The following is a 14,446-nucleotide window of genomic DNA, read 5'->3' as shown; positions in this document are numbered from 1 at the left end:
GCCGTGGTCGACGTGACCGATCGTGCCCACGTTCACGTGCGGCTTGGTGCGGGTGAATTTACCTTTTGCCATTTTTCAATCCTTGAAAGAGCATTCCCGTGTATTGGTTTTATGTCTGCATCCGATTGCTGGTTCGCCCCGCACGGGAACAGGGCGGCACCGGATCGCAGACAAGTTGGGGACAGAGCAAATTTGCTGCGCAAATCGTCTGTCCCGCAAAGACATTACTTAGCGCGGGCAGCCACGATGGCTTCGGCCACGTTGCGCGGAGCTTCAGCGTAGTGCTTGAACTCCATCGTGTACGTGGCGCGGCCTTGCGACATCGAGCGCAGCGTGGTCGAGTAGCCGAACATTTCCGACAGCGGCACTTCGGCCTTGATGGACTTGCCGCCACCGATCATGTCGTCCATGCCCTGCACCATGCCGCGGCGGGACGACAGGTCGCCCATCACGTTGCCAGCGTAGTCTTCAGGCGTTTCGACTTCCACGGCCATCATTGGCTCCAGGATCACGGGGCTGGCCTTGCGGGCGCCTTCCTTGAAACCGAAGATCGCGGCCATCTTGAACGCCATTTCGTTCGAGTCCACATCGTGGTACGAACCGAAGTGCAGCGTGACCTTGACGTCGACGACGGGGTAGCCCGCCAGCACGCCTTGCGTCAGCGCTTCGACAACGCCCTTTTCCACCGCGGGGATGTATTCGCGAGGAACGACACCACCCTTGATGGCATCGACGAACTCGAAGCCCTTGCCGGCTTCCTGGGGTTCGAGCTTGAGCACCACGTGGCCGTACTGGCCCTTGCCGCCCGACTGGCGAACGAACTTGCCTTCGGCTTCTTCGACGGTCTTGCGGATCGTTTCGCGGTAGGCAACCTGGGGCTTGCCCACATTGGCGTCCACGCCGAATTCGCGCTTCATGCGGTCCACGATGATTTCAAGGTGGAGTTCGCCCATGCCGGCAATGATGGTCTGGCCCGATTCTTCGTCGGTCTTGACGCGGAACGAAGGATCTTCCTGGGCGAGACGCTGCAGGGCGATGCCCATCTTTTCCTGGTCGGCCTTGGTCTTGGGCTCGACGGCCTGCGAGATCACCGATTCCGGGAACACCATGCGCTCGAGCGTCACGATGGCCGTCGGGTCGCACAGGGTTTCGCCCGTCGTGACTTCCTTCAGGCCCACGCAGGCGGCAATGTCGCCGGCGCGGATTTCGCTGACTTCTTCGCGGTTGTTGGCATGCATCTGCACGATACGGCCGATACGTTCCTTCTTGCCGCGCACCGGGTTGTAGACGCTGTCGCCCTTGCTCAGCACGCCCGAGTAGACGCGCACGAAGGTCAGCTGGCCCACGAACGGGTCGGTCATCAGCTTGAATGCGAGAGCCGAGAACTTCTCGCCGTCGTCAGCCTTGCGGACCACGGGGGCTTCGTCTTCGTCCAGGCCGTTGACCGGGGGAATGTCGGTCGGCGCGGGCATGTATTCGACGACGGCGTCGAGCATGGCCTGCACGCCCTTGTTCTTGAAGGCCGAGCCGCACAGCATCGGCTGGATTTCGCCGGCGATGGTGCGCTTGCGAATGGCAGCCTTGATCTCTTCCTCGGTCAGCTCATTGCCTTCGAGGTACTTGTTCATCAGCTCTTCGCTGGCTTCGGCAGCCGCTTCGACGAGCTTTTCGCGGTATTCGTTGCAGACGGCGGTCAGGTTCGCCGGGATCTCGCCGTAGGTGAACGTGATGCCCTTGTCTTCGTCCCAGATGATCGCCTTCATCTTCACGAGGTCGACGATGCCCTGGAAGTGCTCTTCGGCACCGATCGGGATCTGGATCACGACGGGGTTGGCCTTCAGGCGGTCCACCATCATCTGGCGCACGCGCAGAAAGTCGGCGCCAGTTCGGTCCATCTTGTTGACGAACGCGAGGCGCGGAACCTTGTACTTGTTGGCTTGGCGCCAGACGGTTTCCGACTGGGGCTGCACGCCGCCGACGGCGTCGTACACCATCACGGCGCCGTCCAGCACGCGCATCGAGCGCTCGACTTCAATGGTGAAGTCCACGTGGCCGGGGGTGTCGATGATGTTGATGCGGTGTTCTTCGAACTTGCCAGCCATGCCCTTCCAGAAGCAGGTGGTGGCAGCGGACGTGATCGTGATGCCGCGCTCTTGCTCTTGCTCCATCCAGTCCATCGTGGCGGCGCCGTCGTGCACTTCACCGATCTTGTGGTTCACACCGGTGTAGAACAGGATGCGTTCGGTCGTCGTGGTCTTGCCAGCGTCGATGTGCGCGGAGATGCCGATGTTGCGGTAGCGCTCGATGGGGGTCTTGCGGGACATGATTTACTTTCGGGTTGAAATGCGTTGAGCGCTGGGCCCCGAGCTCGGGCACAACGCCCGACACTCGACACCCAACGCCCAAGCGAAGTTTGATTTTTAGAAGCGGAAGTGGCTGAACGCCCGATTGGCTTCTGCCATGCGGTGCACTTCGTCGCGCTTCTTCATGGCACCGCCACGGCCTTCCGTGGCTTCCATCAGCTCGTTGGCCAGGCGCAAGGCCATCGACTTTTCACCACGCTTGCGGGCGGCTTCCTTGATCCAGCGCATCGACAGCGCCAGGCGACGCACCGGGCGCACTTCGACCGGCACCTGGTAGTTGGCACCGCCGACGCGGCGCGACTTCACTTCGACCATCGGCTTCACGTTGTTGATGGCAACGGTGAACGCCTCGACCGGGTCCTTGTCGGGGTTCTTCTTCTCGATGAAGTCGAGTGCACCGTAGATGATGCGCTCGGCAACAGCCTTCTTGCCGCCTTCCATGATCACGTTCATGAATTTGGACAGCTCGACATTGCCGTACTTGGGATCCGGCAGGATTTCACGTTTGGGGACTTCGCGACGACGTGGCATTTTTCTAACCTCTTTGCTTCAGTTGGCATCGTTTCCGACACCGCGAGAGCCATTCCGGACTCTCACTTACTCGACCCGATCCTGGGTCACTACGTCCGATTGGCCCGCCAAGGCCACCGAACACCGCTTGATTTTTTCTGACGACAGGAAGGCTTAGGCCTTCTTGGGACGCTTCGCGCCGTACTTGGAACGCGACTGCTTGCGGTCTTTCACGCCTTGCAGGTCGAGCGAGCCGCGCACGATGTGGTAGCGAACACCGGGCAGGTCCTTGACACGACCGCCGCGGACCAGCACGACGCTGTGTTCCTGGAGGTTGTGGCCTTCGCCGCCGATGTAGGAAATGACTTCGAAGCCATTGGTCAGGCGGACCTTGGCGACCTTGCGGAGTGCCGAGTTCGGCTTCTTTGGCGTCGTGGTGTAGACGCGGGTGCAGACACCGCGGCGTTGCGGCGAGTTCTGCATGGCAGGGCTCTTCGAATTGATCTTCTCGACCGTTCGACCCTGACGCACCAGTTGATTGATGGTTGGCATGAATGAATTAGTCCCAAAACAACCCGGCTCTGGCTCTGAAACCGCCCTGCGCTTGTCGTGACGCAAGACAGGGAAGCCGGGAATAACGAAAACGTGAAACCCTTCGGAAAATTCCGAAAAGCCCACGAGTATAGCAGGCAGGCCTGAAACGGCAAAGTCAAGGCCCAAAGGCCCGGGCAGCGGCTCGCGCTGCCCGGCGGACCGGTGCCGCCTTCCTACTTGATCCAGAGCCGCACGGCGTCCCAGGCACGGCCGAACACGCCCGCCTGCTCGACGCCTTCGAGCACCACCAGCGGCACTTCCGCGACCGGCTGGTCGCCCAGCGTCACCTTGAGCGTGCCGACCGGCTGGTATTTGGTGAACGGCGCCACGAGCGGATCGGGGCGCGCCACCTGCGTCTTGATCTTGCTCGCGGTACCCGCCGGCACCGCCACCACGATCGGCTCCGGCCGGCCGAGTTTGAGGGTGTTCGCCTTGCCCTTCCAGACGGCCGGCGTGGCGGCCGGCTGGCCGGCCTCGACCAGGCGGACGGCGTCGTAGGCCGTGTAGCCCCAGTTCAGCAGCTTCTGCGATTCGTTCGCGCGCACGGTTTCACCCGATGTGCCCAGCACGATGGACAGGAGCCTGCGCCCGCCTGTCAGGTTGGGAAAGTCACGCTTGGCGGTGGCGATCATGCAGTAGCCCGCCGCACTGGTGTAGCCGGTCTTCAAGCCGTCGACCGTCGGATCGCGGAACAGAAGCAGGTTGCGATTGGTGTCGTTGGTCGAGGGCGTGCCCGGATAGCGGTACTTCTTGATCGCGTAGTACTTGGCTTCTTCGGGGAAGTCGCGGACCAGCCGGGTGGCCAGGATGCTGAGGTCGCGCGCCGTGGTGGTATGGCCGGGCTCGGTCAGGCCCTCGGGGTTCTTGTAGGCGGTGTTCTTCATGCCGAGCGCCTTGGCTTGGGCATTCATCATCTCGACGAAGTGCTCCACGGTTCCGCCGACGCCCTCGGCCAGCGCGACGGTGGCGTCGTTGCCCGACTGCACGATGACACCCTTGATCAGGTCCTCGACCGGCACCTGCATCTTCGGATCGATGAACATGCGCGAGCCCGGCATCTTCCAGGCCCGCTCGCTGACCGGAAGGGTCTGGGTCAGCGTGATCTTCTTGGCGCGCAGCGCATCGAACACGACGTACGCGGTCATCAACTTGGTGAGCGAAGCCGGCTCGACCGGGCTGTCGATGTCCTTCTGCGCGAGGATCTGGTTGGCGGTGACGTCGAGCAGCAGGTAGCTGCGCGCGGCAATTTCGGGCGGTGCCGGCACCTGAGCGGCAGCGGCCATGCCGACCGATGCGGCAGCGACGAAGAAGAGCGCACGGAACGCGTCAAGAAAACGATTCATGGAAGAGAAATTGGGAAGAAGACGAAGACAAGCCCGCGGGGCTTTCAGGCGGCGCCCGCACGGAGATGGCGGACGACGAGGCTTTTGAGCAACGGCAATTGTCCGTGAAAGAAATGGCCGCCCCCGGGGACAACCGTGACGGGAAGTGACTGCGGCCGCGCCCAGTCCATGACGGCCGCGAGCGGCACCGTGTCGTCGGCTTCGCCATGGATCACCAGCGTGCGCTCGTGCGCCTCGGCCGGCAGCGTCGCCACCGCGAAGCGCGCCGCGGCCGTGCCGACCAGCACGAGCTGGCGGATCTCGCGCGCGGACCAGAGCTTCTCGGCCGCGCGGCTCGCGACGAAGGCGCCGAACGAGAAGCCGGCGATGGCCAGCGGCCCCTCGGGTGCCAGCTGCGCGATGACCTGCTGCATGTCCTCGCACTCGCCGCGGCCTTCGTCGTGCACGCCCTCGCTCGCACCGACGCCGCGGAAGTTGAAGCGCAAGGCCGTCCAGCCGCAGGCAACGAATGCGCGCGCCAGCGTCTGCACCACCTTGTTGTCCATGGTGCCGCCGAACAGCGGATGCGGATGGGCGATCACCGCGATGCCGCGCGTGGCGCCATCGGGCGGCACGTCGCGCTGCACCTCGATGACGCCGGCGGCGCCTTGAAGGCGGAGTTTTTCGGTCTGTGAATTCATGGTGCAGGAAATGTGGCTGCCGGGCGGCGACCGCCTCGGTGCCCGGTACGAGCGCGAGACCTCGACAAAGTTCAGCGCCCGACGTCCGGCGGCAGCACGAGCCGCTCGACCACCTTGCCGTTCTTCAGGTGCGAATCGACGATCTCGTCGATGTCTTCGGCATCGACGAAGGTGTACCAGACCGCCTCGGGGTACACCACCGCCACGGGCCCGCCCGCGCAGCGGTCGAGGCAGCCGGCCTTGTTGACACGCACCTTGCCCACCCCGGCAAGCCCCGCTTCCTTGACCTTGGCCTTGCAGCGGTCGAAGCCCGACTGCGCGTTGTGCAGCGCGCAGCTGTCCTCGCCGTTCTTGCGTTCGTTGAGGCAGAAGAAGATGTGGCGCTCGTAGTAGCCCCGCGGCGCGTCGGGAGTGGAACTGGGCATCGGTGGATTTTAGTGACGCATTGTCAGGCGGCCGGTTTCGACCGGCGCGACAGGGTCACCACCACGTAAGCCAGCACCGCGAACGGCCACAGCCAGCCCAGCCATTGCGCCAGCCCATGGAAGCGGATGAAGCGCCCCTGCTCCCAGGTGGCGAGCGTCTGCGCGAAGTACGCGCTCTCGGGCGCCTGGTTGAGCAGGCTCAGCTGCACGACCAGGCTCACGAGCAGCAGTGCCGCGCAGAGCCGGCGGGGCGCTGCGAGCAGCAGCACGCCGGCCACCAGTGCCGCCGCGATGCCGACCTGTACCGGCAGGCCGAGCCAGGCCCATGCATGCGCAGGGCCGTAGCTCAGGGCCGCCGACAGCGCCGAAGCGCCGATACCCGCGAGCAGCGTCAGCGGCAGCAGCACGGCACGCCGCGCCACCGATCGCGCGACCAGGAAGGCCAAGAGGCACGGCACCAGCGCGCCGAGCATCACGCAGAGCAGCTCGACGGCGGGCACCAGCGGCTCGAGTTCGAACTGGCGCAGCGGCATCCAGTCGATGAACGGCGTGTCGAGCAGCCACTCTGCGATCGCGACCTCGACCCGCTCGAACACCTGGCCCAGCCCGAAGGTCACCGAGGCCGGAAACAGCAGCGCTGGCGGCCACAGCGCGAGCAACACCAGCGCGCCGCGGGCCTCGTCGACGAACCACTGCGAACGCGTCCGGCTCCAGTGCGCCACCCCGCCGACGCGCTCCAGCGCCGCGGCCAACAGCGCCCCCGCCAGTGCGCCCGCGGTGTTGAGGCCCAGGTCCACATTCGACGGGATCCGCGCCGGCAGATAGCTCTGCAACATTTCCATCGCGAACGAGACCACCGCCCCGGCCAGCGCCGCCAGCAGAACCGCACGCCAGACACTCGCCGCGGGCCGTGTGCGCAGCACCGCGAGCGCCCACAGGAAGCCGAAAGGCACGTAGCCGACCACATTGACCGCGAAGTCGAAGCCGGTCCAGTACTTGGGCCACGGCGCCCACAGGTACTCCCAGGGCGCAATGCCCTGATCGCGCCAGTCCGCGAACGGGTACAGGCTCGCGTACGCGATCAGCGCCGCATAGGCCAGCGCCAGCGGCAGCGCAGCGGACTTGTGCGGCTTCTCCACCTTGGCGACCGGCTCAGAAGGGCTTGACCACCACCAGCACCACGATCCCGAGCAGCAGCAGCACCGGCAGTTCGTTGAACCAGCGGTACCACCGGTCGCTGCGCCGGTCGCCACCGGCCACGAAGCGCCGCAGCAGCACGCCGCAGCCGTGGTGATAGCCGATCACCGCGAGCACCAGCGCGAGCTTGGCATGCATCCAGCCGTTGCCGGGCCCGCGTCCGATGCCGTAGCCGAGCCAAAGCCAGAGGCCGAAAACGACGGCCGGCACGGCCAGAAAGGTAGTGAAGCGGAACAGCTTGCGCGCCATCAGGAGCAAGCGCTCACGTTCTGCAACCGACTCCGGCGGGACCATGGCCAGGTTGACGAAGATCCGCGGGAGGTAGAACAACCCCGCGAACCAACTGGCAATGAAGACGATGTGAAGCGATTTAACCCAGAGCATCCGGCCAGTTTAGTGGGATGACACGCGTTTTTCCGCGCGGCCACGGTTGACAAAATGACGGGCAAAAAAAAGCCCGACGTCTTCACGCCGGGCTGGGAAGCCCTTTTGCTGTCACACATCAAGGCACCCGCTCAGGGAGGAAAAGCGGGGAGCGGCAAGCCGCCCGCTCAGAATTTAACAAAGACACAACAAGGTTTCAAGCAATCGGTTGATTTCTTTCACATTTGAGAGCGAAAAATGAGAGCTTTTTAGCTATTCTCGATCAAGGTTGTCCGACAACAGATCGCAGTCCACGCGCCGCCAGAACACGCATCAGGCACAATTTTCCGCCTATGACGCCATCAACCCCCTCCTTTGCCATGTACCCCGCCGGCCGGCCGCGCCGGCTGCGCCGCGACTCCTTCACCCGGAACTTGGTAAGAGAGCACGCGTTGACGGCACATGACCTCATTTACCCGGTGTTCGTGCAGAAAGGTGAGAAGAAGCGCGATGCCGTGCCTTCCATGCCGGGCGTCGAACGCCTGAGCCTCGACCTGCTGCTGCCCGTGGCCGAGCAATGCGTCGCGGCTGGCATTCCGGCGATTGCGCTCTTTCCGGTGATCGATGCAAGCCTCAAGACGCCCGACGGCGCGGAAGCGTTCAACCCTGACGGGCTGATCCCGCGCGTGGTCGCGGCGCTCAAGTCGCGCTTTCCCGAACTGGGCGTGATGACCGACGTGGCGCTCGACCCCTACACCAGCCATGGCCAGGACGGCCTGCTCGACGAGACCGGGTACATCCTGAATGACGCGACGGTCGAAGTGCTCGTGAAACAGGCGCTCTGCCAGTCGCAGGCCGGCGTCGACATCGTGGCACCGAGCGACATGATGGACGGCCGCATCGGTGCGATCCGGGGCGCACTCGAAGCCCGGGGCGACATCCACACCCGCATCATGGCCTACAGCGCCAAGTACGCGAGCGCCTTCTACGGCCCGTTCCGCGATGCGGTCGGTTCGGCCGCAACGCTCGGCAAGAGCAACAAGAAGGTCTACCAGATGGACCCGGGCAACAGCGACGAAGCACTGCGCGAAGTGGGCCTCGACATCGCGGAAGGCGCCGACATGGTGATGGTGAAGCCCGGCATGCCGTACCTCGACATCGTGCGCCGCGTGAAGGACGTGTTCCGCGTGCCCACCTTCGCCTACCAGGTGAGCGGTGAATACGCGATGCTGAAGGCCGCGGCCCAGAACGGCTGGCTCGACCACGACGCGGTGGTGCTCGAGAGCCTGCTCGCCTTCAAGCGCGCCGGCGCGGATGGCGTGCTCACCTACTTCGCCCTCGACGCCGCGCGCCTGCTGCAGCAGCAGCGCTGACCGCGTCGGTCCCGATGCGCATCTTCGAAATCAACGGCTCGCAGGTCAGCGAGCACCCGGCACTGGCGCCGCTGGCGGTGCCCGGCGCATGCGCGGCGACGGGCTACCTCTGGCTATCGCTCACACGCGACGAATTCCGCGCCTCGCTGGCCGAAGTGCAGCACATTCTGCAGACCCTCTGCCACGCACAGCTGGTCGACCTGCATGTGGCCGACCTGCTCAACGACCAGTTGCCGTCGCACTACGACTACACCTCGCAATACGACGTGCTGGTGTTCCGCCGCCTTGCCACGGGGCCCGGCGCGCAGGCAGCCGCCGACAACGGGGGCGAGGCGCCGCTTCCCACCGCGCCCTCGCGCCGCGGCCCGCCCGCGCTGCGCCGGGTCGACACCCGCCCGGTGGGCTTCGCGCTGTTCGACCGCGTGCTGCTGTCGGTGCACCCCGAGGACGGTGCCGTGCGCGATGCCTTCGCCGCGCGCCTGCTCGCGGCCGCATCGCCCGACGACCAGGGCGCCCCGGCGCTCGACGTGCGCGCCATCTCGGCACGCGTGCCGACCAGCACCGCCGACCTGATGCTGCGCGTGATCAACCAGATCGTCGACCGCTACCTCGACATGCGCCGCGAACTCACGCGGCAGCTCGACCACTGGCAGACCGAACTGATCGATCCGCGCAGCCGCTTCACCAACTGGAGTGCGCTGATGGAGGCCCGGCAGTCGCTGCACCACCTCGACGAGATCTGCGAGGACCAGCGCGCCGCGATCCAGGACTGGATCGACTCGCTCGAGACACTGCCCACGCCCAAGGGCGAGGCCGAGAAGCGCGAGCGCGAGCTGATCATGGTGCGCAGCCGCGACGTGCTCGAGCACATCCAGCGCGTGGTCCACCACGTGCGCCGGCTCGAGCAGAACGCCGAGACCGCGGTACAGATGCATTTCAGCGTGCAGGGGCACCGCGCCAACGACATCATGCGGGTGCTCACGGCACTGACGGCCGTGTTTCTGCCGCTCAACCTCATCGCCGGGATCTTCGGCATGAACTTCGACTTCATTCCGCTCGTGCACAAGGCCGACGGATTCTGGATCGCGGTGCTCTCGATGCTCGTCATCGCCGCGGTGCTGATCCTCGTGTTCTGGCGCAAGCGCTATCTCGCGCGCACGCGCTGAAGCAAGGCAAAAAAAAAGGGCTGCGCCTCGGCGCAGCCCTTTTGTCCTTCAGCCGCGCGCGAGGCGCGGCTTCGCCGGCCTTACTTGGCGACGGCGCCCGAGCCTTGCTGGGCCTGGACGCGGGCGTCCATCGGGTGGGGCATGGTCGAAACGACCTTGCTGTTGACGCGCGAGCCGCCCGTCACGTTCTGGTCAGGCGCGTGGGCCGCACGGATCGCTTCGGCTTCGACGAGCGCGCGGTCCTTCGACACGGCGACCGTTTCCGGGCCGCGCGACCCGCGGGTCACGTTCTGGTTCGGTGCCGAGGCGGCACGCACGGCTTCGGCGTTGACTTCGTCGCGGCTCTTGGTGGAGATGGCGGTGTTCACGCCTTCGTAGGTTTCGGCTTGGGCGCCGGTGGCGGCCAGAACGGCGATGGCAGCGGCGGCGAGGAGGTGCGAGGTCTTCATTTTTCAGTTCCTTGTGTTCGTTGGATGGTTCGTCCACCAGGCTCGCTGGTTCGCTCACCTGTGCGGCGAGTGTCCTGCTGAAATTCGTTAGCAAAACATGCGGAACAGAGACACCGTGTTTCCTCTATTGAAACAATGACGAACCGCGGCGTGACCCGGCGCAAGGACCGGCCGCTGGCGCATCCCGCCGCCAAAACCCTGGAAAATCGCGTCACCCCGCGGGCCGCGCGGAAAAGAACAAGGGCGCTTCGACATGGACAGTCTCGATCTGATCAAAACCTTCAGGGAGGTCGCTTCGCAGGGCAGCTTCTCGCAGGCGGCCAAGAAGCTGTCGATGTCCAAGGCCACGGTGAGCAAGTACGTGGCCGAGCTCGAGACCCGCTTCGGCGTGCGCCTGCTCAACCGGTCCACGCGGTCGGTGAGCCTGACCGACGCCGGGCAGTTGCTGCTCGAGCGCAGCACGCCGGTGCTCGAGATGGTCGAGCTGACCCAGGCCGAACTGCAGGAGCGCGCGCGGCAGCCCGGCGGCCGGCTGCGGATTTCGGCGCCGCACGGCATGGGCAACGGCGAGTTCCCGAGCCTTCTGGCCGACTTCATGCGCTACTACCCCGACGTGAGCATCAGCCTGCAATTGACCAACCGCACGGTCGACCTCGCGGAGGAAGGCATCGACGTCGACATCCGCAGCGGCCCGGTGGAAGACGCCAACCTCATCGTGCGCAAGCTGTTGCAGATGGAGATGGTGGTCTGCGCCTCTCCGGCCTACTGGAAGAAGCACGGCAAGCCGGCGCATCCGGGCGAACTCGCCAATCACGACGCGCTCACGCATTCGCTGCTCGGCACGCAGCCGGTCTGGCGCTTCGACGACGGTGGCGCACCGCTCGACGTGGCTGTGAGGAGCCGCATGGACTGCACCGAGGGCGCGCCGCTGATCCAGGTTGCGATGCGCGGCTTCGGCGTGATCTACCTGCCGTCGCTCCTGGTCCAGTCGCACATCGACGAAGGCGAGCTGGTGCCCGTGCTGCAGGACCATGCGCGCAAGGACATGTGGCTCTCGGCCGCCTACCTGCAGCGGCGCCACAACAGCGCCGCGCTGCGTGCGCTGCTCGACTTCCTGCAGACGCGCGTCGGCAAGGGCGCTGTAGCCCGCAAGAACAAGCCCTGATCAGCCCACGTGCTGGCCGAAGAACGCCAGCGTGCGCGAACGCGCGAGCTTGGCCGATTCGGCGTCGTATGCACCGCGCTGGTCGCAGTTGAAGCCGTGGTCCGCCTCGTAGACGTGCACCTCCACGTCGGGGTGTGCCTTGCCGAACGCCTCGACGCTGTCGATCGGGATCCAGTGGTCGCGCTTGCCGAAGTGCGCGAGCACCGGCACCTTCGGCTGGCGCGCGCTTTCGTCGGGCGAGGTCATGCCGCCGCCGTAGTAAGGCACGACCGCGGCCAGGCCCGGGATCAGGCTCGCGGCGCGCCAGGTCAGCAGGCCGCCCCAGCAGTAGCCGACGATGCCCACCTTGCCGGCCTTGGCCGCATAGGCCACGGCGGCCTCCACGTCCTGCAGCACACCGGGTGCCGGCAGCGCCTCGACCGCGGCCTTGAGCGCCGAGCCGGCTTTCATGTCGTCGGGCCCGTAGCCGATGTCGACACCGGGCTGCACGCGGTGGAAGGTCGATGGCGCCACCGCGAGGTAGCCCTCGGCCGCGTAGCCGTCGGCCACCGACCGGATGTGCGAATTGACGCCGAAGATCTCCTGCAGCACGACGATCGCGCCGCGCGGCGTGCCCGCGGGTTCGGCCACGTAGGCCGGAAAGGCGAAGCCGTCCTTGGCGGTGAGATCGATGAATTGGCCCATGGTTGTCATGCTCCTGATGGCAAGTGGATGAAGAAGACGGCGGCCGCTGGCGCCGCGGTCACGGGCGCAGCGCGCGCTCGACGAAATCGAGCCGGTCCTGGCCCCAGAAGATCTCGCCGTCGATCACATAGCTCGGTGCGCCGAACACCTGAATGTCGATGGCTTCCTGCGTGTAGGCCTCGTAACGCTCCTGCACGGTCTGGCTCTGCGACTGTTCCGAGCGCTTGGGCGGCAGCCCGCATTCCGCGATCAGCGCCTCGAGCACCTTCGGGTCGCCGATGTTGCGCTCCTGCACCCACACCGCCGCGAACACCGCTGCGCACATGCGCATGGCGGCCTCGGTGCCGTCATGCAGGTCGACCGCGATGATGACCCGTGCCGCGTCGTCGCTCGCCACCGGGAAGAACTTGGGCTTGGGGTTGAGCGGCAGCCCGAGGTGCCGCGAGAACCGCGCCAGTTCGACCAGGCGGTAGGCCTGTCGCTGCGGGGCGCGCTTGCCGAGCGGCAGCCCGCCCGAGATCGGAAAGACGCTGCCCAGGTCCACCGGCCGCACCCGCACGGTGGCGCCGGCGGCCGAAGCGATGGCGGCAAAGCGCGCGTGGCCCAGGTAGGTCCAGGGACTCTGCGGCGCAAAGTAATAGTCGACTGTACGGCTCATGCGCTCGCCCTCGGTGATGTAATCCAAGCCAACCGTTTTAACTGACGCGCAGTTTCTGTGCAGGAGGTCGGATTTGGAGCAGGTACTCTTGGTCACCGGTGGCGGCCGCGGCATCGGCGCCGCCACCGCGCTGCTCGCGGCACGGCGCGGTTATGCGGTGGCGGTCAACTACGCGCACAACTCGCTCGCCGCCGACGAAGTGGTGCGCACGGTCCGCGCGGGCGGCGGCACCGCCATCGCCGTGCAGGCCGACGTGGGCGACGAGGCCCAGGTGCTCGCGATGTTCGAGAAGATCGACGCCCGACTCGGCCGCCTCACGGCGCTGGTCAACAATGCCGGCGTGGTCGACATGCGCGCCCGCGTCGACGAAATGAGCGTGGCGCGCCTCGAACGCATGTTCCGCATCAACGTGATCGGCAGCTTCGTCTGCGCACGCGAGGCGGTGCGGCGCATGAGCCCGCGCCACGGCGGCGCGGGCGGCGCCATCGTCAACGTCTCGAGCGGCGCGGCGCGGCTCGGCTCGCCCGGCCAGTACGTCGACTATGCGGCGAGCAAGGGCGCGATCGACACCTTCACGATCGGCCTCGCGAAGGAAGTGGCGGCCGAGGGCATCCGCGTCAACGCGGTCCGCCCCGGCCTGATCGACACCGACATCCACGCCTCGGGCGGCATGCCCGAACGCGCCGCCGAACTCGCGCCGACCGTGCCGATGCAGCGCACCGGCAGCGCCGAGGAAATTGCCAACGCCATCGTCTGGCTGCTGTCGCCCGAAGCCAGCTACACGACCATGGCGCTGCTCGACGTGACCGGGGGAAGGTAGGCATGAGCACATCGATGGACTTGATCAAGCCGCTGGTCACGCTGGTGGCCATCGTCAACCCGCTGGCCATCGTGCCCTTCTTCATCCACTACACGCAGGGCTACTCCGATGCGCAGCGCCGCCACACGGTGCGCATGTCGGCCTTCAGCGCCTTCGTGGTGATCGCGGTGAGCGCACTGCTCGGGCTGCAGCTGCTGTCGTTCTTCGGCATCTCGATTGCGAGCTTCCAGGTCGGCGGCGGCCTGCTGCTGCTCATGAGCTCGCTGTCGATGCTCCATGCGAAGCCGGCCGAGAGCAAGACCAACGTGGAGGAGTTGCGGGCCACCGAGGTCAAGGCCTCGATGGGCGCATCGATCGCGGTCGTGCCGCTCACGATTCCGCTGCTCACCGGGCCCGCCACGATCTCGACGGTGGTGATCTACGCCGACAAGGCGCAGCGCCTGTGGGAGCTCGCGCTGCTCGTGGGCTACGGCGTGGTGGTGGCGCTCGCGACGGCGCTGGCCTTCTCGCTCGCGCAGCCGATCGCGCGCGTGCTCGGCAAGACCGGCATCAACATCATGACCCGGCTCATGGGCCTGATCCTCGCGGCGCTCGCGGTCGAGGTGATGGCGGACGGGCTCGGCAAGCTGTTTCCCATCCTCCAGCGCGCGGCCTGA

17 protein-coding genes and 1 pseudogene are annotated in these 14,446 nt (G+C 66.0%); 6 read left to right on the top strand and 12 right to left on the bottom strand.

Annotated features, from left to right (window positions below):
- The 9 genes and pseudogenes from AC3A6R_RS14375 to AC3A6R_RS14335 form a co-directional block, all read right to left on the bottom strand.
- Positions 1-72: pseudogene (locus AC3A6R_RS14375) on the bottom strand (GTP-binding protein); the annotation flags it as partial.
- Between the two features lie 152 nt (positions 73-224).
- A complete protein-coding gene (gene fusA, locus AC3A6R_RS14370; protein WP_487861085.1) occupies positions 225-2,324 on the bottom strand; it encodes an elongation factor G in 2,100 nt (699 codons plus the stop codon).
- Positions 2,325-2,420: 96 nt separating this feature from the next.
- A complete protein-coding gene (gene rpsG, locus AC3A6R_RS14365; protein WP_435512657.1) occupies positions 2,421-2,894 on the bottom strand; it encodes a 30S ribosomal protein S7 in 474 nt (157 codons plus the stop codon).
- 153 nt (positions 2,895-3,047) lie between these two features.
- Positions 3,048-3,425: a 30S ribosomal protein S12 gene (gene rpsL / locus AC3A6R_RS14360; protein ID WP_013543948.1), complete on the bottom strand. Its 378-nt coding sequence runs from the start codon at positions 3,423-3,425 to the stop codon at positions 3,048-3,050.
- A gap of 215 nt (positions 3,426-3,640) precedes the next feature.
- Positions 3,641-4,810: a D-alanyl-D-alanine carboxypeptidase family protein gene (locus AC3A6R_RS14355; protein ID WP_487864677.1), complete on the bottom strand. Its 1,170-nt coding sequence runs from the start codon at positions 4,808-4,810 to the stop codon at positions 3,641-3,643.
- Positions 4,811-4,854: 44 nt separating this feature from the next.
- Positions 4,855-5,490, bottom strand: coding sequence for an alpha/beta hydrolase (locus AC3A6R_RS14350; RefSeq protein ID WP_487861083.1), 636 nt, complete (start codon positions 5,488-5,490; stop codon positions 4,855-4,857).
- Between the two features lie 71 nt (positions 5,491-5,561).
- Positions 5,562-5,915, bottom strand: coding sequence for a (2Fe-2S) ferredoxin domain-containing protein (locus AC3A6R_RS14345; RefSeq protein WP_487861082.1), 354 nt, complete (start codon positions 5,913-5,915; stop codon positions 5,562-5,564).
- Positions 5,916-5,938: 23 nt separating this feature from the next.
- Positions 5,939-7,054, bottom strand: coding sequence for a VanZ family protein (locus AC3A6R_RS14340; protein WP_487861081.1), 1,116 nt, complete (start codon positions 7,052-7,054; stop codon positions 5,939-5,941).
- Positions 7,055-7,067: 13 nt separating this feature from the next.
- Positions 7,068-7,496, bottom strand: a complete 429-nt coding sequence (locus AC3A6R_RS14335) for a CopD family protein (protein WP_487861080.1) — start codon at positions 7,494-7,496, stop codon at positions 7,068-7,070.
- A gap of 54 nt (positions 7,497-7,550) precedes the next feature.
- On the opposite strand from AC3A6R_RS14335, the gene AC3A6R_RS14330 reads away from it, so the two are divergent.
- The 3 genes from AC3A6R_RS14330 to AC3A6R_RS14320 all read left to right on the top strand — a co-directional run bounded on the left by AC3A6R_RS14330 (position 7,551) and on the right by AC3A6R_RS14320 (position 10,014).
- The gene (locus tag AC3A6R_RS14330) at positions 7,551-7,724 is read left to right on the top strand and encodes a hypothetical protein (protein ID WP_487861079.1); all 174 of its coding nucleotides are present in this window, start codon (positions 7,551-7,553) and stop codon (positions 7,722-7,724) included.
- 131 nt (positions 7,725-7,855) lie between these two features.
- Positions 7,856-8,848 carry a porphobilinogen synthase gene (gene hemB / locus AC3A6R_RS14325; RefSeq protein ID WP_487864688.1) on the top strand — a complete coding sequence of 331 codons (993 nt, stop codon included), beginning with the start codon at positions 7,856-7,858 and terminating at the stop codon, positions 8,846-8,848.
- Positions 8,849-8,862: 14 nt separating this feature from the next.
- Positions 8,863-10,014 carry a magnesium transporter CorA family protein gene (locus AC3A6R_RS14320; protein ID WP_487864676.1) on the top strand — a complete coding sequence of 384 codons (1,152 nt, stop codon included), beginning with the start codon at positions 8,863-8,865 and terminating at the stop codon, positions 10,012-10,014.
- 80 nt (positions 10,015-10,094) lie between these two features.
- Here AC3A6R_RS14320 and AC3A6R_RS14315 read toward each other — a convergent pair whose 3' ends face one another.
- Complete coding sequence (locus tag AC3A6R_RS14315) at positions 10,095-10,463, bottom strand: DUF4148 domain-containing protein (protein ID WP_487861077.1); 369 nt, start codon at positions 10,461-10,463, stop codon at positions 10,095-10,097.
- A 253-nt stretch (positions 10,464-10,716) separates the two neighbouring features.
- On the opposite strand from AC3A6R_RS14315, the gene AC3A6R_RS14310 reads away from it, so the two are divergent.
- Positions 10,717-11,628 carry a LysR family transcriptional regulator gene (locus AC3A6R_RS14310; protein ID WP_487864675.1) on the top strand — a complete coding sequence of 304 codons (912 nt, stop codon included), beginning with the start codon at positions 10,717-10,719 and terminating at the stop codon, positions 11,626-11,628.
- On the opposite strand, the gene AC3A6R_RS14305 is transcribed toward AC3A6R_RS14310, so the two are convergent.
- Together AC3A6R_RS14305 and AC3A6R_RS14300 are read right to left on the bottom strand one after the other, a co-directional pair.
- Positions 11,629-12,312, bottom strand: a complete 684-nt coding sequence (locus AC3A6R_RS14305; RefSeq protein ID WP_487864674.1) for a dienelactone hydrolase family protein — start codon at positions 12,310-12,312, stop codon at positions 11,629-11,631.
- A gap of 58 nt (positions 12,313-12,370) precedes the next feature.
- A complete protein-coding gene (locus tag AC3A6R_RS14300; RefSeq protein ID WP_487864673.1) occupies positions 12,371-12,970 on the bottom strand; it encodes a DsbA family protein in 600 nt (199 codons plus the stop codon).
- A 73-nt stretch (positions 12,971-13,043) separates the two neighbouring features.
- Here AC3A6R_RS14300 and AC3A6R_RS14295 point away from each other — a divergent pair, with 73 nt between their 5' ends.
- Both AC3A6R_RS14295 and AC3A6R_RS14290 read left to right on the top strand, forming a co-directional pair.
- Positions 13,044-13,790, top strand: a complete 747-nt coding sequence (locus tag AC3A6R_RS14295) for an SDR family oxidoreductase (RefSeq protein ID WP_487864672.1) — start codon at positions 13,044-13,046, stop codon at positions 13,788-13,790.
- 2 nt (positions 13,791-13,792) lie between these two features.
- A complete protein-coding gene (locus AC3A6R_RS14290) occupies positions 13,793-14,446 on the top strand; it encodes a MarC family protein (RefSeq protein ID WP_487864671.1) in 654 nt (217 codons plus the stop codon).

The organism is Variovorax sp. Soil_C_19 (assembly GCF_057657255.1).
The sequence above is the reverse complement of the archived record's forward strand: the minus strand, read 5'-3'. Positions and strand labels throughout refer to the sequence as shown.